The 23,906-nt window shown below is 53.1% G+C and carries 22 protein-coding genes, 1 tRNA gene and 2 pseudogenes; 14 read left to right on the top strand and 11 right to left on the bottom strand.

The features are described 5' to 3' along the window. The first annotated feature begins 1 nt into the window (after position 1). Positions 2-1,060: a nicotinate-nucleotide--dimethylbenzimidazole phosphoribosyltransferase gene (gene cobT / locus WG891_RS16325; protein WP_337263795.1), complete on the top strand. Its 1,059-nt coding sequence runs from the start codon at positions 2-4 to the stop codon at positions 1,058-1,060. A gap of 47 nt (positions 1,061-1,107) precedes the next feature. Here cobT and WG891_RS16320 read toward each other — a convergent pair. Continuing rightward, positions 1,108-1,728, bottom strand: a pseudogene (locus WG891_RS16320) (precorrin-2 dehydrogenase/sirohydrochlorin ferrochelatase family protein); the annotation flags it as partial. Between the two features lie 121 nt (positions 1,729-1,849). Continuing rightward, positions 1,850-2,032: pseudogene (locus WG891_RS16315) on the bottom strand (cytosine permease); the annotation flags it as partial. Positions 2,033-2,290: 258 nt separating this feature from the next. Here WG891_RS16315 and WG891_RS16310 point away from each other — a divergent pair. Beyond that, entirely contained in the window at positions 2,291-2,527 is a 237-nt protein-coding gene (locus WG891_RS16310; protein WP_337263796.1) for a hypothetical protein, read from the top strand. 102 nt (positions 2,528-2,629) lie between these two features. Here WG891_RS16310 and WG891_RS16305 read toward each other — a convergent pair whose 3' ends face one another. After that, complete coding sequence (locus WG891_RS16305) at positions 2,630-2,941, bottom strand: hypothetical protein (protein WP_337263814.1); 312 nt, start codon at positions 2,939-2,941, stop codon at positions 2,630-2,632. 238 nt (positions 2,942-3,179) lie between these two features. Beyond that, positions 3,180-3,797: a LysE family translocator gene (locus WG891_RS16300; protein ID WP_337263797.1), complete on the bottom strand. Its 618-nt coding sequence runs from the start codon at positions 3,795-3,797 to the stop codon at positions 3,180-3,182. A gap of 67 nt (positions 3,798-3,864) precedes the next feature. Here WG891_RS16300 and WG891_RS16295 point away from each other — a divergent pair, with 67 nt between their 5' ends. Further along, positions 3,865-4,788 carry a LysR family transcriptional regulator gene (locus WG891_RS16295; protein ID WP_337263798.1) on the top strand — a complete coding sequence of 308 codons (924 nt, stop codon included), beginning with the start codon at positions 3,865-3,867 and terminating at the stop codon, positions 4,786-4,788. 61 nt (positions 4,789-4,849) lie between these two features. Here WG891_RS16295 and cycA read toward each other — a convergent pair whose 3' ends face one another. Next, entirely contained in the window at positions 4,850-6,247 is a 1,398-nt protein-coding gene (gene cycA / locus WG891_RS16290; protein WP_337263799.1) for a D-serine/D-alanine/glycine transporter, read from the bottom strand. Positions 6,248-7,006: 759 nt separating this feature from the next. Here cycA and WG891_RS16285 point away from each other — a divergent pair. After that, the gene (locus WG891_RS16285; RefSeq protein WP_076942098.1) at positions 7,007-7,435 is read left to right on the top strand and encodes a universal stress protein; all 429 of its coding nucleotides are present in this window, start codon (positions 7,007-7,009) and stop codon (positions 7,433-7,435) included. 36 nt (positions 7,436-7,471) lie between these two features. On the opposite strand, the gene WG891_RS16280 is transcribed toward WG891_RS16285, so the two are convergent. The 5 genes from WG891_RS16280 to WG891_RS16260 form a co-directional block, all read right to left on the bottom strand. After that, positions 7,472-8,485, bottom strand: a complete 1,014-nt coding sequence (locus tag WG891_RS16280) for an Ldh family oxidoreductase (RefSeq protein ID WP_337263800.1) — start codon at positions 8,483-8,485, stop codon at positions 7,472-7,474. 11 nt (positions 8,486-8,496) lie between these two features. Continuing rightward, positions 8,497-10,062, bottom strand: coding sequence for an APC family permease (locus WG891_RS16275; protein WP_337263801.1), 1,566 nt, complete (start codon positions 10,060-10,062; stop codon positions 8,497-8,499). Continuing rightward, positions 10,046-11,665 carry an aldehyde dehydrogenase (NADP(+)) gene (locus WG891_RS16270; RefSeq protein ID WP_337263802.1) on the bottom strand — a complete coding sequence of 540 codons (1,620 nt, stop codon included), beginning with the start codon at positions 11,663-11,665 and terminating at the stop codon, positions 10,046-10,048. Before WG891_RS16270 ends, WG891_RS16275 begins: the two co-directional genes overlap by 17 nt. 59 nt (positions 11,666-11,724) lie before the next feature. Further along, complete coding sequence (locus WG891_RS16265; RefSeq protein ID WP_076942094.1) at positions 11,725-12,645, bottom strand: dihydrodipicolinate synthase family protein; 921 nt, start codon at positions 12,643-12,645, stop codon at positions 11,725-11,727. Positions 12,646-12,841: 196 nt separating this feature from the next. Beyond that, on the bottom strand, positions 12,842-13,687 hold the full coding sequence (locus WG891_RS16260) for an AraC family transcriptional regulator (protein ID WP_337263815.1): 846 nt from the start codon (positions 13,685-13,687) through the stop codon (positions 12,842-12,844). A 382-nt stretch (positions 13,688-14,069) separates the two neighbouring features. Between WG891_RS16260 and WG891_RS16255 the strand changes: the two genes are divergently transcribed. The 5 genes from WG891_RS16255 to WG891_RS16235 are packed head-to-tail and all read left to right on the top strand — an operon-like array spanning position 14,070 to position 17,835. Further along, complete coding sequence (locus tag WG891_RS16255) at positions 14,070-15,017, top strand: 4-hydroxyproline epimerase (RefSeq protein WP_337263803.1); 948 nt, start codon at positions 14,070-14,072, stop codon at positions 15,015-15,017. Beyond that, positions 15,017-16,132 (top strand): NAD(P)/FAD-dependent oxidoreductase, encoded by a 1,116-nt coding sequence (locus WG891_RS16250; RefSeq protein ID WP_337263804.1) that lies wholly within the window; start codon positions 15,017-15,019, stop codon positions 16,130-16,132. The genes WG891_RS16255 and WG891_RS16250 overlap by 1 nt, the downstream gene beginning before the upstream one ends. Then, positions 16,129-16,377, top strand: a complete 249-nt coding sequence (locus WG891_RS16245; RefSeq protein ID WP_337263805.1) for a (2Fe-2S)-binding protein — start codon at positions 16,129-16,131, stop codon at positions 16,375-16,377. The genes WG891_RS16250 and WG891_RS16245 overlap by 4 nt, the downstream gene beginning before the upstream one ends. Then, positions 16,370-17,632 carry an FAD/NAD(P)-binding oxidoreductase gene (locus tag WG891_RS16240; protein ID WP_337263806.1) on the top strand — a complete coding sequence of 421 codons (1,263 nt, stop codon included), beginning with the start codon at positions 16,370-16,372 and terminating at the stop codon, positions 17,630-17,632. The genes WG891_RS16245 and WG891_RS16240 overlap by 8 nt, the downstream gene beginning before the upstream one ends. A gap of 47 nt (positions 17,633-17,679) precedes the next feature. Next, the gene (locus WG891_RS16235; protein ID WP_337265217.1) at positions 17,680-17,835 is read left to right on the top strand and encodes a hypothetical protein; all 156 of its coding nucleotides are present in this window, start codon (positions 17,680-17,682) and stop codon (positions 17,833-17,835) included. A 731-nt stretch (positions 17,836-18,566) separates the two neighbouring features. On the opposite strand, the gene WG891_RS16230 is transcribed toward WG891_RS16235, so the two are convergent. Beyond that, a complete protein-coding gene (locus tag WG891_RS16230) occupies positions 18,567-18,791 on the bottom strand; it encodes a DUF2594 family protein (protein ID WP_337263807.1) in 225 nt (74 codons plus the stop codon). A gap of 792 nt (positions 18,792-19,583) precedes the next feature. Here WG891_RS16230 and uvrY point away from each other — a divergent pair. The 5 genes from uvrY (at position 19,584) to WG891_RS16205 (ending at position 23,289) form a co-directional block, all read left to right on the top strand. Next, the gene (gene uvrY, locus WG891_RS16225) at positions 19,584-20,240 is read left to right on the top strand and encodes a UvrY/SirA/GacA family response regulator transcription factor (protein WP_337263816.1); all 657 of its coding nucleotides are present in this window, start codon (positions 19,584-19,586) and stop codon (positions 20,238-20,240) included. Next, positions 20,233-22,065, top strand: a complete 1,833-nt coding sequence (gene uvrC, locus WG891_RS16220) for an excinuclease ABC subunit UvrC (protein ID WP_337263808.1) — start codon at positions 20,233-20,235, stop codon at positions 22,063-22,065. Before uvrY ends, uvrC begins: the two co-directional genes overlap by 8 nt. Before the next feature lie 58 nt (positions 22,066-22,123). Next, a complete protein-coding gene (gene pgsA / locus WG891_RS16215) occupies positions 22,124-22,672 on the top strand; it encodes a CDP-diacylglycerol--glycerol-3-phosphate 3-phosphatidyltransferase (protein WP_337263809.1) in 549 nt (182 codons plus the stop codon). 144 nt (positions 22,673-22,816) lie between these two features. After that, a tRNA-Gly gene (locus WG891_RS16210) sits at positions 22,817-22,892 on the top strand. 262 nt (positions 22,893-23,154) lie between these two features. Beyond that, entirely contained in the window at positions 23,155-23,289 is a 135-nt protein-coding gene (locus tag WG891_RS16205; protein ID WP_443006166.1) for a hypothetical protein, read from the top strand. Positions 23,290-23,906: the final 617 nt, after the last annotated feature.

Genomic DNA, 23,906 nt, shown 5'->3' with positions numbered 1-23,906 from the left:
GATGCAAACACTTTCATCGTTAATCAGTGCTATCGCGCCGCTGGATACGGCTGCCATGCAGCAGGCGACAACCCGGCTGGATGGACTGCTGAAGCCGCCCGGCAGCCTGGGCCGCTTGGAGCAGTTGGCGATTCAGCTGGCGGGCATGCGCGGTTTTAGCGGGATGGCCGCGGGGCGCAAGCAAATTATCGTTATGGCGGCCGATCACGGAGTGTATGCCGAAGGGGTGGCGGTATCGCCTCGCGAAGTGACCGTGATTCAAGCGCTGAATATGGTGAAAGGCATTACCGGTGTCTGCGTGCTGGCCGCGAATGCCGGGGCTGAAGTGAAGGTGGTGGATGTCGGGATCGACAGCGATCCGTTGCCGGGCCTGATCAATATGAAAGTGGGGCGCGGCAGCGGCAACATTGCCCGAGAAGCGGCAATGACGCGCCAGCAGGCGGAAGCGTTGTTGCTTGCCAGCGCCCGCTTGACGCAGGAACAGGCAGCGCTTGGGGTTACGTTGTTTGGCGTTGGTGAATTGGGAATGGCCAACACCACGCCTGCGGGCGCCATCATCAGCGTGTTGACCGGCAGCGATCCGCAGGACGTGGTGGGCATTGGTGCCAATTTCCCCAGCGATCGTTTGCACCACAAGGTGGCGGTGGTCCGTCAGGCTATTGCCCACAACCAGCCGGATACTCACGATACGTTGGATGTGCTGGCCAAGCTGGGGGGATACGATCTGGTAGGCATGGCTGGAGTGATGCTGGGCGCGGCGGCGGCCGGTTTGCCGGTGGTGTTGGACGGCTTTCTTTCCTACGCTTCGGCGCTGGTAGCCTGTGGCATTGCGCCCGAAGTACGGCACTATTTGCTGCCGTCGCATTTTTCGGCGGAAAAAGGCGCAGCCATCGCCCTGAGCCATCTTCAGTTAGCCCCTTATCTGCACCTGGACATGCGTTTGGGGGAGGGCAGCGGTGCGGCGATCGCCATGCATATCGTAGATGCTGCCTGTGCGATGTATAACCATATGGGGCTGCTGGCCGACAGCAATATCATTATCCCCGGCAGCAGCAGTTAGCGGTGGTTTTTATCGGCCCCGGATTGTTGTTGCTCGGCTGAGCGCCCCAGTTCACGCTGGAGCTCAGCCTGAGCGAGCTGTTCTTGCCCCGATTCAACCAAGCGGGCGAATTTCCCATTGAAAAGCCGCTGCCAGAAACGACGTTGTGCTTCCAATTCCGGCAGCCGTGTTTTTACCTGTGAACGAAATAGTCCGGCAATCCGAGCCATTATGCCAAGGCTGGCGGGCAGAAGTTGCTCCAGTTTTTCACGTAAAATGCGTGTTAGTGCGGGCGACTGGCCACCAGAAGAAAAGGCCACCACTAACGGTGAGCGATCGATAATCGCCGGGAAAATACAGGAACCACTGGCTGGGGCATCGACGACGTTGACCAGCAGTTGTCGCCGTTCAGCCGCCTGGGCGACCATGGCGTTGAGCCGTGGATCGTTGGTGGCGGCGATCGCCAGGAACACGCTGTTTAACTGCTGTTCGTCAAAGGATTGTGCTACCCAGCAGATTAGTGCTGTCTGATGTTGCTGATAAAGTTCCGGCGTCAGCGTTTGTGCCACGACGCGCACTTGCGCTCCGGCGCGCAACAGTTGGGTAATTTTGCGTGTTGCCACTGTTCCGCCACCCACCACCAGAACCGGACGCTGCTTGAGATCGATAAACAACGGTAAGTAATCCATAGTATTTTTTTGATGAGGGAGTGAGAGAGTGATTATAACGTTAAAGGCATATTATTATTAAGGTTATTGTTGAAGGTTTAGTCCCCGCACAAAGAGTGAGGGGCTGATATAAATCGTTTGGCTATTGCGCAGTTTGCAAGCTGGTGGCTTGCCCAAGCAGCAGTTTCAGCAACCAGTAAATCAGGCTGGCTGCCAGCAATGAGTTGAGGGTGGGTACACCCCATTCAGTTACTAGCCCAATCACGCTGCCGCCTATGCTGGCTATAATGGCAACCCAACCAATAAGCGGCGTTTCTTGTGGCAGATTTGTATCTGAACTCGTGGTATTACAGTTTTCTATCGTCATGGCCCGCATCGCTTGATACCTCTCATCCCATTTGTGTTATCGCCTTCATAGGTTTTAGCCAGCCCGCCGTCCTTGTTTTATAATTAATGGCAATCAATCAAGCAGAAAGTGGTGTTTCTCGCCTCAGAGGGTCTCGCTGAGGTAGTATAGCTATTTGATTGATTGGATCATTGGGCAGAAAACTATGCGCTGGGTAAGAGAATTACTGATGGCACTATGAAAACAGTCAAACCGCGCCGTCCACATGGACGGTGGATCTATTACATTCTGTATGAGGATATTCTGTGGCCATGCCCGGTAAAATGGGAGTGGGAGAGCAGCTATGAGGCTTGGTTACCTTTTTACTATTCACCCACTCTGGAGTTTATTGCTGGCGATCCCGCTAAGGCCGTTAAGGTCAACAAAAACAAAGCGTTGGAGTTACCACCAAAACGTTTTTCTTATGCATCGTAAATCTTTAACCATAATCAATAAGAGCTACGCCGTTTGATGGGGAAAGCGGACGCTGGCTATCTTGAGAAAGCCCAGTCGCTTTTAGGCTGTATGATTATCAGCCTAGTCCAGTAAATCATTGACGGTACGGCGTACATAGTGGGTCATTTGTGCCAGATCTTCGGCTGCGACCGGGCCGCCACCGGCACGTACGACTTGCTGCTCAATTTGGGCGATTTCCTGCTCAACTTTATTGGCGATCTGTACCTTCACAATTTTGTCCACTGATGAGAGCAGCACTTTCAGTACCACTTTCAGCGCAATGTTTTCGCAGAACGAATCGTAATAATGAATTGCTGGCGGTTCCGCCGTTGGCTGAGGTGCGCGGGGGGCCATAGCCTTGAAACTGTCTACATTCTCAATAATAAGATCCATGTCTCTTATTAGTTCATCAAAATCTTTAGACACTGACTTATTTCCCTTTGCAATACGCAAAAACAAAACGCCTGACCTTGACTCTGGGCAGGCAGAACACTGACGTTCAGGCTAGAGGGTATTTTAACCTTGCGCTAGTTCAGCAACAAGATGGGGCCGATGGATGTTAGGCCCTTAAGAATCACTCTAGATGATGATTGATGGCTTTTTCAGCGCAGCGGTGGCTTTAGCGACCAGCTCACTCTGGCTTAAGGTTGCTGGCGAGCAGTAAGGTGCCGAAGACGATCAGAATTCCACCGAATAATCGGTCGATAGTTTTACGTATGCGCAGGAATTGGGCGTTGATACCGGGTGACGAAAAGAACAGTGCCACGAGGCTGAACCAGGCAACATGAGCTAATGAAATAAACAGCCCGTAGCCGATTTGTACCGCGAGTGGCGTTTGAGGATTCACCACTTGCACAAACAGGCTGACAATAAACAGAGTGGCTTTTGGATTCAGTAGGTTAGTCAGAAAGCCGGTTTTTAGTGCGCTTAAATCATCGGATGGGGCCGAGGCTTGTGGCCTCAAGGGGTGGTTTGCCTGGCGCAGCAGGCTGACGCCCAGGTAGACCAACCAGATTGCACTGACTATCTTGAATACAGAAAACAGCCATAAAGATTGCAGTATCAGCATTCCGACGCCGATAAGGGTATAAGAGACATGAATTAGCACACCGGCGCCAATGCCACTGGCATTCAGCAACCCGGCACGGCGCGAGAGCAGCAGGCTATTACGCGATACCATGGCAAAATCTGGCCCAGGGCTGATCACCGCGAATAGGGTAATAATGAAGACGGCTAAGAGTTCGGTCATAGTTATTTTGCACAGTGATTGAAATTTGTAATTGATTTATAAAGAAAAATGCACGTGGAGACAAACGATGAAAACTGACCAGATTGGTGAGAAATATTCACGCAAGGTCGGGCGGCAACTGTCATTAGGTGGGTTACGCTGCTTTGAGGCTGCTGCATGTCAGGAGAGCTTTACGCTAGCGGCACAAAGTTTGAGCCTGACGCATGGTGCGGTGAGCCGAGCGGTACGTGCACTTGAAGATGAGCTTGGAGTAGCACTGTTTGAACGTCGTCATCGACGGGTGTTTCTGACCCCGGCGGGCCGCAAGTTATATCAAGCGACGCAGCAGGCGTTCGGCATACTGGAAGATACCACTCAGGAACTGTACCAACAGGCACAGGATGCGCCGATAGTGCTGTCTTGTGAGCCCACCTTGTTGATGCGCTGGCTGATCCCGCGTCTACCCGCATTCCAAGAGGCATTGCCCGATATCAATCTGCAGTTGGTTGCGGGTGGTGGGGCATTTTCTTTTCGCGATGGAACGACGGTGGCAATACGTCGTAATGATTTTGACTGGGGCACTAATATGCACAGCGAGCCTTTGTTTGTCGAAAAGGTCGGCCCGGTATGCAAACCCGAGATGCTCGAACAGTTTGTTGTCGATAATGGTGTGGAAAAGCGTTTACGCGATGACGCACTGCTGTTGCATACTTCCACCCGCCCGCAAGCCTGGCGCGATTGGGCTGAGTCGCAGGGGATCGCACTGGCCAATCAGCCACAACAGCATTTCGATCATTTCTATTTTAGCCTGCAAGCCGCAGTGGCGGGCCTTGGTATTGCTATTGGCCCTTGGCAACATGTGCGTGATGATATCAATGCCGGCTTGTTAACCGCCCCCTTCGGTTTTCAACAGGATGGCAGTGGTTACTGCGTGTTGACACAACAGAAAGTGATACCTGGTAGCCCGGTAGCTAAAGTGATCGCCTGGCTGCAATCGAACTCAGATTCTTGAATACCCCAAGCCGAAAATAACAACGCCGCGTTAGAACGCGGCGTTGCCGTTATCGCATCGCTCAGGCCCTTTTGCGGCGGACAAACTGATAACCGATCCCCAGAATGATAAACCACAGCGGCGTCACCACCAGCGCCTGGCGGGTATCATCACGCAGTGATAACAACACCAGCACAAACACGAAGAACGCCATACATACCCAGCACATCAGCTTACCGGCAGGCATTTTGTAGATCGATTTCTGGTGCAACGCCGGGCGCTGCTTACGGTAAACCAGATATGAGCACAAAATAATGGTCCAAACGAACATGAACAGGATCGCCGACACGGTAGTGACCAGGGTGAATACCGTCATCACGTTCGGGATCAGGTAAATCAGCACCACGCCGCCCAACAGACAGATGCAGGAGAAGGTCAGGCCGTTGGCCGGTACCGCGCGTTTGGAAAGCGTGGCGAACGATTTTGGCGCATCGCCTTCCTGCGCCAGGCCGAACAGCATACGGCTGGTGGAGAATACGCCACTGTTGGCGGAAGAGGCTGCAGAGGTCAGTACCACAAAGTTAATGACGCTGGCCGCCGCAGGCAGGCCAATCAGCACAAACAGCTCAACAAACGGGCTCTTGTCGGCAACCACGGAGCTCCATGGCGTTACGGACATAATCACGATCAGTGCAAACACATAGAACATGATGATACGGATCGGAATGGAGTTGATCGCACGTGGCAGTACTTTTTCCGGATCTTTAGTTTCTGCCGCCGTGGTACCCACCAGTTCGATCCCGACGAAGGCGAATACCGCGATCTGGAAGCCAGCAAAGAAGCCGCTGATGCCTTTCGGGAACATGCCACCGTCATTCCACAGATGCGAAAACGAAGCGACGCTGCCGTTAGGTGACTCGAAATGCATGGCTACCATCACCAAACCGGCAATGATCAGGCCGACAATCGCGACGATTTTGATCATCGCGAACCAGAACTCCATTTCACCGAACATTTTTACCGTCGCCAGATTCAGGCTGAGCAGCAGCAACACGCACAGTAACGAAGCGATCCATTGCGACAGATCGGGGAACCAGAATTGGGCGTAGGCGGTGATGGCAACCACATCGGCAATCCCGGTGACCACCCAGCAGAACCAGTAGGTCCAGCCGGTGAAAAACCCCGCCCAAGGCCCGAGCAGATCGGCAGCGAAGTCGCTGAAGGACTTATATTGCAGATTGGAAAGCAGTAATTCGCCCATCGCGCGCATCACGAAAAACAGCATAAAGCCGATAATCATGTACACAAAAATAATGGAGGGGCCAGCCAGACTGATGGTTTTACCGGAACCCATAAACAAGCCGGTACCAATGGCACCGCCGATGGCAATCAGTTGGATATGTCGGTTGGTAAGGTTTCGTCTTAGATGATCTTCTGATCCCGTGGTGGCATCTGTGGTTATTTTAGAATGATCTACCATCTGATGATGTCCTGTTTTACCTGTCATGAGTGAGATTGTGAGCTCTGAAGTGGCTCTTTTTTATGTGTTTATCCGGGCGTCCCGGTGTTAGTAAGGTAACTCAATATCGCCATCTTTATGCAACATGTTTACAACATTTATGTGCGAGGTAAAAGTCGATTATTCTTTACACTTTGGCAGCAAATCGGACGTCCAAGGGGCGGAAGATTACTCTTTGCCATAGCAAATTAACAGGGTGGCAAAGTCTTATCTTATTGATTAGACAGCATGTTGCAAAATTCGCATGAGAAAAAGTAATGCAAATAAGGCGCTAAACTCAGGGTTCCGCGCAAGGCAGCAGGAAGTGTGATAGGGATTGATTTCTGCAAGGGCAGTTGAGTTTTAATCAGTTTATGGCGGCGGCTGGCGTACCAGCGCGGCAGATTCACGGTTCCACCACGTATCTTTCTCTGGTTTTGCGCTCTCGGTCACAAAAGTAAAAATCATTGATTTAATGAGCGGTGGGAGGGGATTTTGCATCTAGGCTGTTTGGGGCGAGGTGAAATGAGAGTACGTCGAATGAGAGTCTGGGTCTGCAAAACATCTGACTAGCGCTAAAGTCTTTTTAAGCATAACAGGCTAACAGATGCAGCTCATGGCGATGAGCTCTTCTCCTGCCTTGCCTCACAAAAGTGGTATAAACCGATTCACCATCGTATTGTCTGGCAGTAAACTTGGTTTCATCACGGTAAATCACGGTAAATAAAGAAGGGATTGAATATGTACAAGACCATTTTAGTACCGGTAGATATTTCAGAAGATGTACTGACCGAACATGCCCTTAAGCATGTCGAGTATCTGGCAAAAATGTCCGGGGCCAAGGTACATTTCTTCCATGCGTTACCGGATGCCTCGGCGTTTGTCACTGCTTATTCCTTTGGTATCAAAGAGTTTGAAAATCAGGCCGAAGTGAAAGCAGTTGAAGGGCTGAAGAAAATCATGGCGGAAATTGATCTGCCGCTGGAGCGCCTGGCGTATACCATCAGCTTTGGTTCACCGCGTGATGAAGTGTTACTGCTCGCCGAAGAGATTGAAGCCGACCTGATCGTGATTGGTTCCCGTCGCCCAAGTGTGAAGACCTATCTCCTGGGCTCCAACGCCGCAGCCATTGTGCGCCATGCCAAAACGTCGGTGATGGTGATCAGATAACTCATCGGCCCGCCGTCAGCGCGGGCCTGTTGCCTCTCAGCGGCATAGCGCCACAATTTCATCGTATAACGTTTGCGGCAGCGTAACGCCGTACTGCATGCTGCGTTGTCGAGCCTGAAAACGCCGTTTTCCCGGGATACGCGCACCCTGTGCCTGCATGTTGGCAAACAGGGTTTCCGCACGGGCGAAATGTGCTGGCTGTTCGGCACCGAGAAAACGAACGGGATCCATGGCAATAATCAGTTCACCGCCGTAAGGGGAAGAGCCGGTTTGGGCGTCGTAAGCCAGCGACTCCTGGCTGGTCATATCACCAATCAGTGGCCCGGCAAGCAGTTCCACCATGGCCGCCAGCGCCGAGCCTTTATGGCCGCCGAAGGTCAGCATCGCCCCTTGCAGTACGCTGGCTGCATCGGTTGAGGGGCGGCCTTGCTGGTCGATCCCCCAGCCTTCCGGCAGGGGTTTGCCTGCCCGGCGATGCAGCTCAATCTCACCGCGTGCGGCGGCGCTGGTGGCCATATCAAAGATAAAGTGCGGCTGCTGTGGGCGTGGCCAGCCAAAGGCGATCGGGTTGGTGCCAAACAGCGGCTGGGTTCCCCCTGCTGGCGTCACCCAGGCATGGCTTGGCGTACAGGCTAGCGCTACCAGCCCTTGTTCAACCAGCGGCTCGATATCGGCCCACAGTGCAGAAAAGTGTACACAGTGGTTGATAGCAAGTACTGCTATGCCGCAGTGGCGTACTTTAGCGATGAATGCAGGCAAAGCGGCTTGATAAGCCACCAATGAGAAGGCCGCTCCGGCATCCACCTGCAGAATGGCGGGGGCGGTATCGATCAGCCGCGGCTCGGCATCGGCGGAAACCTTGCCCGCATGCAGCGAACGCACACAACCCAGGACGCGGTACAAACCATGGGAGGCGCAACCGTCTCGCTCCCCGGCGGTGACATTCTGCGCCACCGCGTGGGCTTGTGCCTGGCTGAAGCCATTACTGCGTAATGCGCGGTGTGCTAACTGATAAGCCTCGTCCAGCGATAGATTTACGGTTTGAGTCATTTTCTCTTCCTTTATTCTTCTTCGTCCCCGGCAAAGTTTGCCTTAGGCAGACAGGTATAGGCTCCCCAGTAGTAAATGATCAGCGCAATGGCGGCGACCAATAGGGTATCCCAAGGGTGGTTGATGGCACCAATGCCGCCAAAACTGCCGAGATAAGAGGCGACGATAATCAGCGCGTAGAATGCGATCAGCCACAAAGAGGAGTAGATCTGCTGTTTCAGGCTAACGGCGTGTGTCGGTACTTTATTCTTGAACAGGATATAGATGAAGAACATCAGGATCTGCAGGCCGAGCAGCCAGGAAACGGTATTCCAGCCGGACCAGTAGACGATCAGTGCCGAGATGATAAATGACAGCGGCCCAAGCACGCAAAAGCCACGAACCCGGAATGGCCGGGGCAGATCCGCTGCATTGCGGCGTAAGCCTGCGGCGGTAACAGGGGCAATGGCATAGCTTAACACCAGCGCGGCGGACACCACGCCGATCAACCGTTCCCAAGACGGGAACGGCAGCGTCCAGAAAATGGATAAGCCGAAGGTCAACCATAAGGCGTAACGCGGGATACCAGACTCACCGTCAACCCGGGTGAATATTTTGAAAAAGGTGCCGGTGCGTGCCCAGCCATAAATAACCCGCGGTGTGGCATTCATATAAATGTTGCCGGTTCCGCTGGGTGAAATGATGGCATCGCTGACCACCATAAAGGCCAGCCACCCCATACCCAAGGTGACGGCAATATCACGATAAGGCAGAGAGAACTGTTTGCTGATACCGGCCCAGCCATCGGCGAGCATCTCGCTCGGGATACTGCCGAGGAAGGCCAGTTGCAGCAGGACGTAAATAATGGTGGAAAGCACCACCGACAGAATCAAAGCGATCGGAATGGTGCGCTGCGGTTTTTGCACCTCACTGGCCACCGAAATGATCGGCGTCAGGCCAAGATAGGCGAAGATAATCCCGCCTGCCGAGATAGCCGCTTCAACTCCGGCTGCGCCGAAAGGGGCGAAACCCTGGCTGTGCAGATTCTCCGGTTTGAAAAAGGTGAACAGCACCACGATCACCAGTAACGGCACCAGGAACTTGATCACGCTGATCAGGTTGTTGGATTTGGCGAAGGTTTTCACGCTGTAATAGTTAAGGGCAAAGAAAAAGCACAGCAATAACAATTGCACCAGCCAGCCGATCAGCGTTGGGTCACCAGAGCCTGGCTGAGTGAGGAACGGGAACCAGGCGGCGGCATATTGGCGAGCGGCGACGATTTCGATCGAAATCAGGCTGGAGAAGGCGATCAGGGTGATAAAACCCAATAAATAGCCCATCAGTTCGCCGTGAGAAAACACCGGATAACGGATAATGCCACCAGCGCGGGGTAATGCCGCGCCCAGTTCACAGTAAACGATGCCGAGTAGCAACACTGCCAATCCACCAATCAGCCATGAGTAGATCCCCGCAGGCCCGGCGAGGGAGGAAACGTGGCTGGCAGCAAACAGCCAGCCAGAGCCAAAAATTGCGCCCAGGCCGATAAACGTCAGATCGGTGAGCGTAAGCTGCTTTTTAAACTTACCTTGGATCGCCATAAGCGGTTCCTTGCAATGAGGAGCGGGTGTAGGTGCCATTAACCAAGCGCAACAGGTTGAGTGGGTTACTGTCCTGTAAAGCGGCTGGCAGTAGCGCTGCTGGGGTGTTTTGCAGGCAAACAGGGCGTAGGAAACGCTCAATCGCCAGCGTGCCGACCGAGGTGCCGCGTGCATCGCTGGTGGCCGGGTAAGGGCCGCCGTGCACCATGGCATCGCAGACTTCTACACCGGTCGGGTAACCGTTGAACAGCACTCGCCCGGCCTTGCGCGCCAGCAGGGGCAGCAGTTCTGCTGCCGCAGCCATATCGCCAGGATCGACGAGTAACGTCGCGGTCAGTTGGCCCTGCAACTGTTCCAGCGCCACCTGCAATTGCTGCCGATCGTCTACTGCTACCACGATCGCCACCGGGCCAAACACTTCTGCCTGCAGCAGCTCGTCGCCGTTGAGCAAGAGTTGAGCGTCTGCCTGATAGAGCTGCGCTGCCGCCAGATGGGGGTGTGGAACCTGGTTACCCGCCAAGTGTTCTAACCCTGGATGCTGTTCCAGCGCTTGCAGCCCCTGGCGATAGTGCGCCAACGTGCCTGCATTCAGCATGTGCTGCGGCGTGGCGGCATGGACCCGGGTTTTTAAATCATCAATTAATTGGCTGAACGCCGGGCTGCGAATACCGATGATCAACCCTGGCTTGGTGCAGAATTGGCCGCAGCCCAGCGTGAAGGAGGCCACCAGTTCCTGCGCGATGAGTTGCCCACGCTGAGCCAGCGCCTGCGGCATCACCACCACCGGATTGATGCTCGACATCTCGGCAAACACCGGAATAGGCTGTGGGCGGCGCATTGCCAAATCAAACAGGGCGCGCCCACCTGGCAATGAACCGGTGAAACCCGCAGCCTGAATGGCCGGGTGCTGCACCAGTTCGGCACCGATGCGGGCGCCGAAAACCATGTTGAAGACGCCCGCCGGCATCTGCTGTTGTTGCACCGCCCGTTCGATTGCTTGCGCGGTGAGTTCTGCGGTGATCATATGGCCGCTGTGTGCTTTGAAAACCACCGGGCAGCCTGCGGCCAACGCGGCGGCGGTATCGCCTCCGGCGGTAGAAAATGCCAGAGGGAAATTGCTGGCACCAAACACGGCGACTGGGCCAAGCGCAGTGCGGTACTGGCGCAGATCGGGGCGCGGTAGCGGCGTACGCTCCGGTAAGGCACAATCGATGCGCACGCCGTGGACATCGCCGCGGCGCAGCAGTTCGGCAAACAGGCGCAGTTGGCCACTGGTGCGCGCGCGTTCACCTTGCAGGCGCGCTAACGGCAGGGCGGTTTCCTGCATGGCGAAGGTGAAGAAAGGTTCGGCCAGCGCGTCGATTTCATTGGCGATGGCACAGAGAAAAGCGGCCCGTTGTTCAGCGCTGGTTTGTGAATAGGCAGGGAAGGCCTGTGCGGCGGCCTGTGCGGCCGCGGCAGTTTCTGCGCTGCTGGCTTGATAAAAGCGATAACCGGTGGGCTGGTCATTATCGGCTCGCCGACTGATAAGCTCCGCCTCGCCGCTGGCAAGGCGCTGGCCAGCGATAAACTGTTTACCGCTGAGGGTGAAGGTATTCGGCATGGGGTTCCCCTGTGGGTTAAGAGAAATACGCCCGGTTTCGCGCCGGGCGTGAACGAGGCTTACAACCCGACTTCAGGCAGCGTAGGGCGGTTTGCCAACGCGGTTTCCACAATGGTGGTGACTTCTCGTAACGTTTCCCCTTGCAGGGCCAGGCGCGGTGGGCGGGTGACGGCGCTGCCTCGGCCAGCCAGTTCTTCGCAAAGTTTGATGCATTGCACCAGATCCGGGCGGGCATCCAGATGCAGCAGTGGCATAAACCAGCGATACAGCGCCAGTGCTTCTTCAAAGCGTTTCTGTTTTGCCAGCCTGAACAGGGTTTCTCCTTCACGCGGGAATGCGTTAGACATGCCGGAGATCCAACCCTCAGCCCCGACCGCGACACTCTCCAGCACCACATCATCCAGGCCGGCAAACAGCACGAAGCGATCGCCCACGGCATTGCGTAGATCGATAAAGCGCCGGGTGTCGCCGGAAGAGTCTTTGAAGCAGACGATGTTGTCGCAGTCCACCAGGGTGGTGAGGATGTCGGGCGTGACATCGTTTTTGTAAATTGGCGGATTGTTGTAAACCATGATCGGCAGATCGGTAGCACCTGCCACGCTGCGGAAGTGGGCAGCGGTTTCATGCGGTTTGGCGGAATAGACCAAGGCTGGCATCACCATAATGCCGTCGACGCCCACCTTTTGAGCTTCACGTGCCATGTTTTGCGCAAAAGCGGTGGTGAATTCGGCGATACCGGCGATCACCGGCACTTTGCCCTGAGCGGCATCTTTTGCCACTTCAATGACTGCCAGTTTCTCTTGCACGGTGAGAGAGGTGTTTTCTCCTACGGTGCCGCAAACGACCAGGCCGGAAACACCGTCTTTAACCAGGTTTTTGATGACCGCATGGGTAGCATCGAGATCCAGAGAGAAATCGCTGCGGAACTGGGTTGTCACCGCGGGGAACACGCCGCTCCAGCTAATCGTTTTAGAGTTCATCGCTTTTATCCTGTTATCTGGGTTTGTTAATTAATGGTGAATTATTGGTGAAATTCGATAACAGATTGACCGCTATTGACCGAGGCGGCTTGACGTCTTTCGCCGATTGCTATGACGAAATTGGCACAATGGCAGAGAATGACGCGTAGCAATAAGCCTGGCGCGTTAACGCCATCGGTAGTTTTATTTCAATAAGTTAGTTGCTCAGCGTGGTGCGGAAATCGCGCGGCGTTGAGCCGGTCATCGCTTTAAACTGGCGGCTGAAAGCGCTGTGATCGGTATAGCCGCACTGCAAGGCGATGTCGGTAATGGGCAGGTCGCTGGCCAACAGTTCGGTGGCTTTTTCAAGCCGGACCTTATGGATCATCTGGCGCGGGGTGAGATGGAAAATCCGTTTGCAGTAGCGCTCGATCTGCGCCACGGAAAGGCCCGTGAGCGCCGTCAGTTCCTCTGAGGCGATTGGCCGGGCAAAGTGTTCGCGAATATAAACATCGATCGCTGCCAGCCGTTGGTAAGCCGGATGGTTGGCTTTGGCTTCCTGCAGATCGTGCGAGATACCCGCCATACCGATAATTTTGCCTTGTGTATCATGCAACGCCAGCTTTTGTGTCAGACACCACCCCGTTTCACGCCCGCTGTAGAGGTGCATTTCCAACTGATCCTGAATCTGCACGCCGTTATGCAACACCCGCAGATCCTGTTCGGTGTAACCAGAACCCAGTTGAGCAGGGAAAACGTCGGCCGAGGTTTTACCCAGCAGCGGTGTGACGGTTTTGAAGCCGCAGCGTTTGGCCAGCGTCAGGTTGGCCAGCAGATAACGCGCTTGCGCATCTTTGATGAAAAACACCACGTTGGGAATGGCATTCAGCAGCGGGGCGATCAACGCCAGGGCGTTGAGCAAGCTGTTGAGGTTATTCGGACGTTGCTGCGCCAGGCCAGTACACAGCCGCGAGAGTTGTTCAACGGCGAAAACTTCATCCTCGTTTTCCTCCGCATGCCGCGAGGAAAGCGGGTTCACGGGGTATTCAGGAGCTAATTGCATAGTCATACCTATTCCAGTGAACTGACAAATTGTTCTTTTTTAACGCATTCGGATCAATATTAACTTTTGTGTAACTTGGCAAGCGCAATGAGCAGTGAGAAATGAAATATGCGAAACGCCGCATACTTTTGCTTGCGGCAATGTTACGGGTTCGTGCGGTGGTGCGAAGAGGTTTCCATATTGGAAGGTGGGCTTTTAATCTATTGATAAATATTATTGTTTTTTATACTGCGTGAGTTTTTTCAATGCATTCTCGCGAAGGACACAGGTGAATGATTATGCTGATTTCGGCATCGCTTGCGCTGAAACACATCAAGCTGTCAGCAAGACGTTCGGGCAGGCTGAGGCGTGTTGATAACATTTCCTTAACTTGGAGAGCCTGATGAACCTACCTTCGCACCTGACCGCGCTGCGGGCGATTGATTCCCATACCGGTGGTGAACCGACCCGCTTGATCATTGACGGCTTTCCCGATCTGGGCACGGGCACGATGGCCGAACGCAAGGCACGCTTTGCGCAACATTACGATGACTGGCGCAGTGCGATCATTCTGGAACCACGGGGTAATGACGTGCTGGTGGGGGCATTGCTGTGCCAGCCTTGTTCACCCCAGGCCACCGCGGGTGTGATCTTCTTCAATAACGCCGGCTATCTGGGCATGTGTGGCCATGGCACTATCGGCCTGATCGCCTCGCTGGCCTATCTGGGGCAGATAGGTGCCGGTAAACACCTGATTGAAACACCGGTGGGTACGATCAATGCCACACTGCATAACGATGGCAGCGTTACGGTGGAGAACGTGCCCGCTTATCGTTTCCGTCAACGGGTGGCCGTTGAGGTGGCGGGGTATGGCTGCGTCGTGGGCGATATCGCCTGGGGGGGCAACTGGTTTTTCCTGATCGCCGATCATTCACTGGAGATTGCCCACCATAATATCGACAAGCTGACGGCGTTCTGTTGGGCCGTGCGTCAGGCACTCGAACTGGCCGGTATTCATGGCGAACAGGGGGGGATTATTGATCACATTGAGCTTTTTGGGCCTGATGATCATGCCGATAGCCGCAATTTTGTGCTGTGCCCTGGTAAAGCCTACGATCGCTCCCCCTGTGGCACCGGCACCAGTGCCAAGCTGGCCTGCCTGGCTGCAGACGGTAAGCTGTTGCCGGATACCCTCTGGCGACAGGCCAGCGTGATTGGCAGTGAATTCAGCGCCTTCTATCAACCCAAAGGTAACGAAATTATCCCCTTCATTCGTGGGCAGGCGTTTGTCTGTGCCGACAGCCAACTGCTGCTGGATGAACGCGATCCCTTTGTCTGGGGGATCCGTTAATGGCGGTAGCGGATGTTATCGTCGTCGGTGCTGGGATTATCGGGGCAGCCTGCGCCTGGCAGTTGGCACAGCAGGGGTGTCGGGTTCTGGTAGTGGATAATCGGCGGCCTGGTGCTACTGCCGCAGGTATGGGGCACCTGGTATGTATGGATGATAATCCGGCAGAGCTGGCGCTCAGCGCCTATTCGCTGCGTTTGTGGCGGAATGTGGTGGATCGCCTGCCGCAGGATTGTGCCTGGCGCGGTTGTGGCACGCTGTGGTTGGCGGAGCATCAGGATGAGATGGCGATTGCCGAACTGAAGCAACGGCGTTTGGCGGAACGTGGCGTTGCCAGTGAAATCCTGAGTGCGGCACAGGTAGCCGTCAGGGAACCGATGCTGCGCAGTGGTCTGGCCGGGGGATTGCGGGTGGCGAGTGATGGGATCGTCTACGCCCCAAACGTTGCCCGCTGGCTGGTTGCCGATGCCGCAAAGCAGATAACGACTCTTTACGGCCAGGTGGAGGCATTAGATCAGGAAACGGTAGTGTTGACGGGCGGTAAGAAACTGGCCGCGCCGGTAGTGATACTGGCCTGTGGTTTACAGGCTAACCAACTGTTAGCGCAGCCGCTGTTGCGTGCCAAGAAGGGGCATCTGGCGATTACCGATCGCTATCCACCGCAGGTCAAACATCAACTGGTGGAGCTCGGTTATGGTGCCAGCGCCCATGCTGGCAGCGGCACTTCGGTCGCATTTAATGTGCAACCGCGGCCAACCGGCCAGTTGCTGATAGGCTCTTCACGTCAGTTTGACTCTCTCGAACCCGTTATCGATATGCCGCTATTGGCCGCAATGCTGGCACGGGCCAAGCATTTTTTACCCGCGCTGGACCAGATGAATATTATCCGCTGCTGGAGTGGTTTTCGTGCCGCCACTGCTGATGGCTTGCCTTTGTTGGGGCCACATCCGCACCATGCCTGGCTATGGTTGGCGCTGGGTCATGAAGGGCTGGGTGTCACCACGGCGCTGGGCAGCGCGGCGCTGATCGGTGCACAGATCCACAATCACCGCACGGAAATCGACGATAGCCCATACAGGGCCGCACGTGTGTTCATTGCTGAGGAGTCACCGGTATGAGTCAGATTCGCTTAACTGTTGATGGGCACGGCATTCTTGTTCCCGATGGCTGCAGCGTGGCGGCTGCACTCAGCCAGAGCGGCCTGGATGTTTGCCGATATTCAGTCACGCAGCAGCCACGTGCGGCCTTCTGCGGTATGGGCATCTGCCAGGAGTGTCGGGTTACGATCAACGGCCAGCGTCGCTTGGCGTGCCAGACCTTGTGTCAATCAGGTATGTGTATCGAAAGGAGTAAAAATGCGTGATTTTGAGTGTGAGGTGCTGATTATCGGTGCGGGGCCTGCCGGGCTGGCCGCCGCCCGTGCCGCAGCCGAGAGTGGGAAAAGGATCGTGGTACTTGACGATAATCCACGCCCTGGTGGGCAAATCTGGCGCGATGGCCCAGCAGTGCAGCTACCTGCCGCTGCCACAGAATATCGGCAGGCATTGCAGGGTTTGAACCATGTGAAGCTGCTTAACGCTACGCGGGTGGTTGCCCAGTATGGCGGGCGGCAGATTCTGTATGAAAGTGCGCAAGAGCATGGGGTGATTACCTATCAACGGCTGATTTTATGCTGCGGTGCACGTGAACTGCTGTTGCCTTTCCCCGGCTGGACGCTGCCTGGCGTCAGTGGTGCTGGGGGGCTACAAGCACAAATTAAAAATGGTTTATCCGTAAAAGGGTTACGCGTGGCGATTGCTGGCAGCGGGCCGTTGTTGCTGGCGGTAGCCAACAGTGTGGTTAAGGCCGGTGGTGAAGTCGTGTTACTGGCTGAACAGGCCAGCCTTCGGCGTATGTTGGTGTTCAGCTGTGGGCTGTGGCGCTGGCCAACGAAGCTGCGTCAGGCTTTCACGCTGGCTAACCCTCATTATCGGACCAGTAGCCAAGTTATAGCGGCAGAGGGCGTGGAACGCATTGAGTCCGTACAGGTCCAGCAGGGAAAGCGGGTATATACCTTGGGCTGCGATCGGCTAGCCTGCGGTTTTGGCCTGGTGGCCAATATCGAGCTGGCCTTGTTATTAGGGTGCGGCATCGTTGATGAGGCGGTGGCGGTCGATCGCTGGCAGCAAACCAGCGTAAAGCAGGTATTTGCTGCCGGTGAATGCACCGGGGTTGGCGGCAGCGAATTGGCCTTGGTGGAAGGCGCTATCGCAGGTTATGCCGCGACAGAGAATAATGAAAAGGCGCTGCAACAGATGGCGCTGCGTGCTCGGTGGCAACGTTTTGCCATGGCGGTAGCACAGGCTTTTGCCCTGCGTCCGGCACTGAAAGCGCTGGTGCCACCCGATACGCTGCTGTGCCGCTGTGAGGATGTGCAACTGGGCCAAGTGAGTGAGTATACGGATTGGGCTAGCGCTAAACTTGGGAGCCGCTGTGGTATGGGGGCTTGCCAAGGGAAGATTTGCGGTGCTGCGGCGCGTCATTTGTTTGACTGGCCGTTGTCCGCCCCTCGAGTGCCGCTCACCCCTGCAAGGGTTGAAACCTTGGCGTTGCTGGCTCCCTCAAAGATAGAGCAATAAAACTGCTATACTTAAAGCCTGTGGTAAAAAGTACAGGCAGATGAACCATGATAAAGGCTCTGATTACATTAGGTCTGTGTCTATTATTAATGCCTCTGCTGCTGAGGTTAATTCAGCGTGCGTTGTTAAAAGCCCATCATAAAAAGCCTGCGGGAGACAAAGAGCGCTCAAGAACCGGCATGCCACGTGGCGGTGATGAATAAGCCACGTATGTTGCCCCTGTGATGCTCATCGCGATTTGTCCTTGTCAATAAATATCGGCATTGTAACCGCCGTTGTTTTTGCACACACTGCCCTCGTTCGCTGCGGTTTATTGCTCTCTTTTTCATTAAAAAAATGTATTGAAATTATTTATTCATTATTTTCGTAAATTATTTAGACAGGACAATAGGGTGATACCCTGCAGTCATTGCCTGGCAGAGGCCAGACTCTATGAGTCATTTCGAGGTATTGATGGCGGAAATGCCAAAGCTCAGTATTGGCTTTTGGCAACCTGCAGATCTATGTGATTGCTGAAGGTTTGGGGAATGTTTCAACTTGATATTAATAATTAAATGATAGAAATAAAGGAGTAATAATAATCCCATTAAATGTTTATTGATTAATTAAGAGTAGTCCTATTGTGATGAATGGATTTGAGCCTGGGTTTTCCTGAGTTTCTCTAATTTATTTGTTTTTTTATAGAGTAGGGATCCTGTTTTTGCCATAAGTCTGCTATTGTCATAGGATAGTTAATATAACAGCTTGTTTTTCTTGTTAGAAAAGGGAGAAACTGTGGAGCGATGGCTGCGTATAGGGATCCACATGCGGGTCACCCTCAAAGTCTCTGCTGAGCGTGCGCCAGTGGCAATTTGACTACAAAGCAACGACAGGGGGATGGCGAACCGCGCAGTATCAGGCTCGCATAAAGGCAGCCTGATAACACCAGCAGGGGTTACTGGCGGTAAGCGTGCTTGATCTGCTGAATGCTGTTTTTAAAAATTTCAGCTTGGGCAGGATCATCAACCTGAGCAGCAAAACGCTCCAGATTGATGATAACTTTCCCCGCATCTGCCTGGCCAATCGCTTTCAGGATCAGTGTCAGAGTGGCTTTAAGGCAGGCGATTTCTGTTGCCAGCGCTTGCGGATCTGCAGATGTAGTGAAGTCAACGTTGCTCATTTTTTCTCCTTAGTTTAAGGCTGAAGCCTGAAGCTAAATGCAGGTTGATGCACATTAGCCGGTTGCCGATTCACTCTGGCTGACCGCCGTGCACTTACGTGGGCGCGAAGTATAGCATGGCAAGGGAGGCTGACGTCTAGCGAAGGAGCGGAAGTGCGCGGAACTGCCGCTGAGAAGGAATGGCAGCAGTGTAAGACTCGTGTTGTAATTACTGCTTCTGCTTACACTGGGTCAGCGAATAGATATGCCTTTACCGCTACGGCGTTCTGAAGTATATCGCTGGTGTATTTCAGAAGCCTTAACAAGTATTTGGCCTGCGTGCGGTGAAGGGTGAGGCTAGGTATTTTAATTGAAAATAGCCCGCTTTCGGCGTTCGTGGCGGCTTTGTATTCTGAATAATGGTTTTGCCACAGCGATTTCTGCGTGATTGAAAATGGCAATTCTTTGTTATCTTTTTGTAATTCATATGGTTATGTGTGATGATTGATGGTGTCAATATAATTGTGGATAGCGATAACTTACAATAAATTTGCCACCAAAGAGTGTAAAATGGCGTATCATAGGAAGATAGTGTTCAGAGTTGCTGCTAATTGATACGACTGATTTTCATCCGTGTCTGGGCAGATTAATGGTGTCGCAGCGGACTAAAGTTTGAAAAGTTTGGCCTGTTCCGCAGAGTTAATCGTGAGTAAGTATTAATCTGTATTCATTCTTTGCTGAAAACCAAGTAATATCTGTTTAGATGTCAGAGGCTGATTGATTGCGTTACTCCCCTATTTTGGAGAATTTTCCTTGATTAGCGTTCTTCTTGTTGATGACCACGAACTGGTGCGCGCAGGGATACGACGCATTCTAGAAGATATCAAAGGCATAAAAGTTGTTGGTGAGGCTCAATGCGGTGAAGATGCCGTTAAATGGTGCCGAAGCAACTCCGCTGATATCGTTTTGATGGATATGAATATGCCGGGTATAGGGGGGCTGGAAGCCACCCGCAAGATTGTTCGTTATGCGCCCGATATCAAGGTCATCATGCTGACAATTCATACTGAGAATCCGTTACCTGCTAAGGTGATGCAGGCTGGTGCTGCTGGTTATTTGAGCAAAGGTGCTGCGCCGCAGGAGGTGGTTAATGCGATTCGTTCGGTACATGCTGGCCAGCGTTATATTGCTTCCGATATTGCGCAACAAATGGCATTGAGCCAATTGGAACCGCAGGCGGAAAACCCGTTCAGTACGCTTTCTGAGCGTGAACTGCAGATTATGTTGATGATCACCAAAGGGAAAAAAGTGAATGAGATCTCTGAGCAATTGAATCTCAGCCCGAAAACGGTAAACAGCTATCGTTACCGTATGTTTAGCAAGCTGAACATTAGCGGCGATGTTGAGTTGACTCACCTGGCGATACGGCACGGGTTGTTCAATGCGGAGACGTTGTTAAGCAGTGACTGACCGTTTCGATGCCCAGGCATTTCTCAAAACCGTAACCAGCCAGCCAGGCGTCTATCGTATGTATGACGCTACGGGTACGGTGATCTATGTTGGTAAAGCCAAAGATCTGAAAAAGCGTCTCGCCAGTTATTTTCGTGCTCAAGTCAGCAGCCGTAAAACGGAGACGTTAGTCAAAAATATCGTACAGATAGATGTCACCGTTACGCATACGGAAACTGAAGCGTTACTTCTAGAACATAATTACATTAAATTATATCAACCGCGATATAACGTTTTGTTGCGTGATGATAAATCTTACCCGCTGATTTTCCTCAGTGCAGATGTTCATCCGCGGCTAGCCGTACACCGCGGGGCTAAACATGCCAAAGGCGAATACTTTGGCCCGTTCCCTAATTCTTATGCCGTACGTGAAACATTGGCACTGTTGCAAAAGTTGTTCCCGATCCGCCAGTGTGAAAATAGCGTCTATCGCAATCGTTCCCGCCCATGCCTGCAGTACCAGATTGGCCGCTGCCTGGGGCCATGTGTCTCTGGCTTGGTGAGCGAAGAAGAGTATCAACAGCAGGTGGATTACGTGCGTTTGTTCCTGTCCGGCAAAGATCAGCAGGTTTTGCATCAGTTGATTGAGCGGATGGAAAATGCCAGCCGGGAGCTCAATTTTGAAGAAGCGGCACGCATTCGCGATCAGATCCAGGCGGTACGGCGGGTTACCGAGAAACAGTTTGTTTCGGGCAATAGTGACGATCTGGATGTGATTGGCGTAGCATTCGATGCGGGAATGGCCTGTTTACATGTGTTGTTCATACGCCAAGGCAAAGTGCTTGGCAGCCGTAGCTATTTCCCGAAAGTGCCGGGTGGCACAGATATGAGCGAGGTGGTGCAAACTTTCGTGGGGCAGTTTTATTTGCAGGGGAGCCAGGCGCGCACCTTACCGGCTGAAATCCTGCTGGACTTCAGCCTGCCGGAAAAAGACCTGCTGGCGGACTCACTGAGTGAACTGGCGGGGCGCAAGATCCAGATTCAGAGCAAACCGCGCGGCGATCGTGCTCGTTACCTCAAGCTGGCACGCACTAACGCCTCGGTGGCGCTGACCACCAAACTTTCCCAACAGTCGACGATTCATCAGCGCTTGGCGGAGCTGGCAAAATTGCTCAATCTTTCTGAGATTAACCGTATGGAGTGTTTTGATATCAGCCACACCATGGGGGAGCAGACGGTAGCATCCTGTGTCGTGTTCGACGGTAATGGGCCGCTGCGTTCAGAATATCGTCGTTATAATATTACAGGCATTACGCCGGGCGATGACTATGCGGCGATGACGCAAGTATTGAAACGCCGTTATGGTAAAGCGTTGGAAGAGAAAAAGATCCCTGATGTGATCTTTATTGATGGTGGTAAGGGGCAACTGGGGATGGCGATCGAGGTATTCAATTCGCTGAATGTCACCTGGGACAAAAACCGGCCGTTGCTGATTGGTATTGCCAAAGGCAGCGGTCGTAAAGCCGGGTTGGAAACCCTGTTCTTTGTGCCGGAAGGTGAGGGGATTTCACTACCGCCAGATTCACCCGCATTGCATGTGATCCAGCATATTCGTGATGATTCACACAACCATGCGATCACCGGCCATCGTCAGAAGCGGGCAAAAGTTAAAAACACCAGTGCCTTGGAGTTGATCGAAGGCGTTGGGCCAAAACGGCGTCAGGTGCTGTTGAAGTATATGGGTGGACTTCAACCATTATTGAACGCCAGCGTTGAGGAAATTGCAAAAGTGCCGGGTATTTCACAAGCATTGGCAGAAAAGATCTACAATGCATTGAAACACTGAGGGCAATGTAGCAACATACTCTTAATTTCCACTCCAGCCAGACAGTTACCGTAGCATTATGCAATTGAATATACCGACTTGGCTTACCCTGTTCCGCGTGATTCTGATCCCATTTTTTGTGTTGGCGTTTTATCTGCCATTCACTTGGGCTCCAGTAGTTTGCGCCGTGATCTTTGTGTTCGCTGCCGTAACCGATTGGTTTGACGGCTTTTTAGCACGCCGCTGGAAGCAGACAACACGCTTTGGCGCTTTCCTCGATCCCGTTGCGGATAAAGTGATGGTTGCGATAGCGCTGGTGCTGGTAGCGGAGTATTACCACACCTGGTGGATCACGTTACCTGCAGCTACCATGATTGCCCGTGAGATTATTATCTCGTCATTGCGCGAATGGATGGCAGAAATTGGCAAGCGTAGCAGTGTGGCAGTTTCGTGGATTGGTAAAGTAAAAACGACGGCGCAGATGATGTCGCTGGTAGGACTGCTGTGGCGGCCCGATCGCACGGTTGAATATGTGGCATTTGGTCTGCTGTATATTGCTGCGGTACTGACTTTCTGGTCGATGTTCCAATACTTGCATGCTGCACGCAGGGATTTGCAGGAACCGTAATCAATGCGCTGTAAAAAACGACAAATGAACGCAGTGCATGAACAATGTTATTGACTCATTACGTCAGGCAAGTAGAATGCAGCGCATCGGCCAGCAATGACACGTTGCCGAAAGATTGAAATAAATCATCAAGATCTGATGAGTGCGGGAATAGCTCAGTTGGTAGAGCACGACCTTGCCAAGGTCGGGGTCGCGAGTTCGAGTCTCGTTTCCCGCTCCATTTCCTAGTATTTAGACATCCTTTGTGTTCTAAATACCCATGGAAAATCAGAGCGTTATGCGATTTTCCAGTCCAAAGATATCCAGCGATATCCCATCAAAGCCTAGTGCAACAAGTACAGCTTTAAGTACATCGGCCTGATCCAGCAAGTACATCCGTCCCTGACTGTATTCCCCGTCTGAGCGCACAGCCGCGTGCTGTGAGGGCTTAGACCTCTTGATGCTTTCCGAAACCCCCATTCGAAACTTAAGAGGAAACCCTTATGGCTCACCTGACCGACTACAAAGTACGCCGCGCCAAACCCCAGAACACCCCCTACCCCCTCAAAGATGTCAGAGGGCTGTCATTACGCATCGAACCCGCAGGCGGCAAACTTTGGCACCTACCCCGACATTAACCTCAACACCGCCCGCCCTCATTCACCCCAGTCACTTACCTGAGTAAGCTCCTGGGGTTTCGCTCAGTTGCCGCCTACAAGCAACTCGAATTATTTTGGGTATAAACTTGAAAACCAAAGTAAATGAGTCCAAAACAAGCCCAGTAACTCGGAACAAAAAGGGTAAATTGTTCAAACTTCAGTGTGTTAAGAGTAATTGGTCGAGTCACGTTTCCTGCTCCAATTTACGATTTATGGAATTCCACTAGATTCCATAATTTCTTGAAAGAAAGACTTAAATCCTGTTTGGGTCTTTTTTTCATCCAGTAGAAACCAGCGAAGTCCAGATGTAAGCGGATTACCGGGGCCGACAATGCCAACCTGGCGGCGGCGAATAGTCTGTTTGTGACCCGTTTGCATAATACATTGATGTGCTGACGAGGAAGGTAAAGTGACCGGTCTGTGGCAGTTACTGAACCTTATCGGCAGTCTCGTACAGGCCGATGTATGATAATGACCGGAGCCAGGTAAGCGTCCGGCGAACTCATATTGTTAACAAAACTCTGCTGCCACATGCTGCCTTCATTCAATACAACGAACCTGAGGCAAAATATGGCAAAACAGTATTCTCACAGTGA

Source organism: Serratia sp. MMO-28 (assembly GCF_037199905.1).
Taxonomy (GTDB): Bacteria; Pseudomonadota; Gammaproteobacteria; order Enterobacterales; family Enterobacteriaceae; genus Chania; species Chania oryzae.
This window is presented reverse-complemented; position numbering and strand designations above follow the sequence as displayed.

Coding starts and splice junctions, on each gene's coding strand:
- cobT (WP_337263795.1), top strand. CDS start 2: ATGCAAACACTTTCATCGTTAATCAGTGCTATCGCGCCGCTGGATACG.
- WG891_RS16310 (WP_337263796.1), top strand. CDS start 2,291: ATGAAAACAGTCAAACCGCGCCGTCCACATGGACGGTGGATCTATTAC.
- WG891_RS16305 (WP_337263814.1), bottom strand. CDS start 2,941: ATGGATCTTATTATTGAGAATGTAGACAGTTTCAAGGCTATGGCCCCC.
- WG891_RS16300 (WP_337263797.1), bottom strand. CDS start 3,797: ATGACCGAACTCTTAGCCGTCTTCATTATTACCCTATTCGCGGTGATC.
- WG891_RS16295 (WP_337263798.1), top strand. CDS start 3,865: ATGAAAACTGACCAGATTGGTGAGAAATATTCACGCAAGGTCGGGCGG.
- cycA (WP_337263799.1), bottom strand. CDS start 6,247: ATGGTAGATCATTCTAAAATAACCACAGATGCCACCACGGGATCAGAA.
- WG891_RS16285 (WP_076942098.1), top strand. CDS start 7,007: ATGTACAAGACCATTTTAGTACCGGTAGATATTTCAGAAGATGTACTG.
- WG891_RS16280 (WP_337263800.1), bottom strand. CDS start 8,485: ATGACTCAAACCGTAAATCTATCGCTGGACGAGGCTTATCAGTTAGCA.
- WG891_RS16275 (WP_337263801.1), bottom strand. CDS start 10,062: ATGGCGATCCAAGGTAAGTTTAAAAAGCAGCTTACGCTCACCGATCTG.
- WG891_RS16270 (WP_337263802.1), bottom strand. CDS start 11,665: ATGCCGAATACCTTCACCCTCAGCGGTAAACAGTTTATCGCTGGCCAG.
- WG891_RS16265 (WP_076942094.1), bottom strand. CDS start 12,645: ATGAACTCTAAAACGATTAGCTGGAGCGGCGTGTTCCCCGCGGTGACA.
- WG891_RS16260 (WP_337263815.1), bottom strand. CDS start 13,687: ATGCAATTAGCTCCTGAATACCCCGTGAACCCGCTTTCCTCGCGGCAT.
- WG891_RS16255 (WP_337263803.1), top strand. CDS start 14,070: ATGAACCTACCTTCGCACCTGACCGCGCTGCGGGCGATTGATTCCCAT.
- WG891_RS16250 (WP_337263804.1), top strand. CDS start 15,017: ATGGCGGTAGCGGATGTTATCGTCGTCGGTGCTGGGATTATCGGGGCA.
- WG891_RS16245 (WP_337263805.1), top strand. CDS start 16,129: ATGAGTCAGATTCGCTTAACTGTTGATGGGCACGGCATTCTTGTTCCC.
- WG891_RS16240 (WP_337263806.1), top strand. CDS start 16,370: ATGCGTGATTTTGAGTGTGAGGTGCTGATTATCGGTGCGGGGCCTGCC.
- WG891_RS16235 (WP_337265217.1), top strand. CDS start 17,680: ATGATAAAGGCTCTGATTACATTAGGTCTGTGTCTATTATTAATGCCT.
- WG891_RS16230 (WP_337263807.1), bottom strand. CDS start 18,791: ATGAGCAACGTTGACTTCACTACATCTGCAGATCCGCAAGCGCTGGCA.
- pgsA (WP_337263809.1), top strand. CDS start 22,124: ATGCAATTGAATATACCGACTTGGCTTACCCTGTTCCGCGTGATTCTG.
- WG891_RS16205 (WP_443006166.1), top strand. CDS start 23,155: ATGGCTCACCTGACCGACTACAAAGTACGCCGCGCCAAACCCCAGAAC.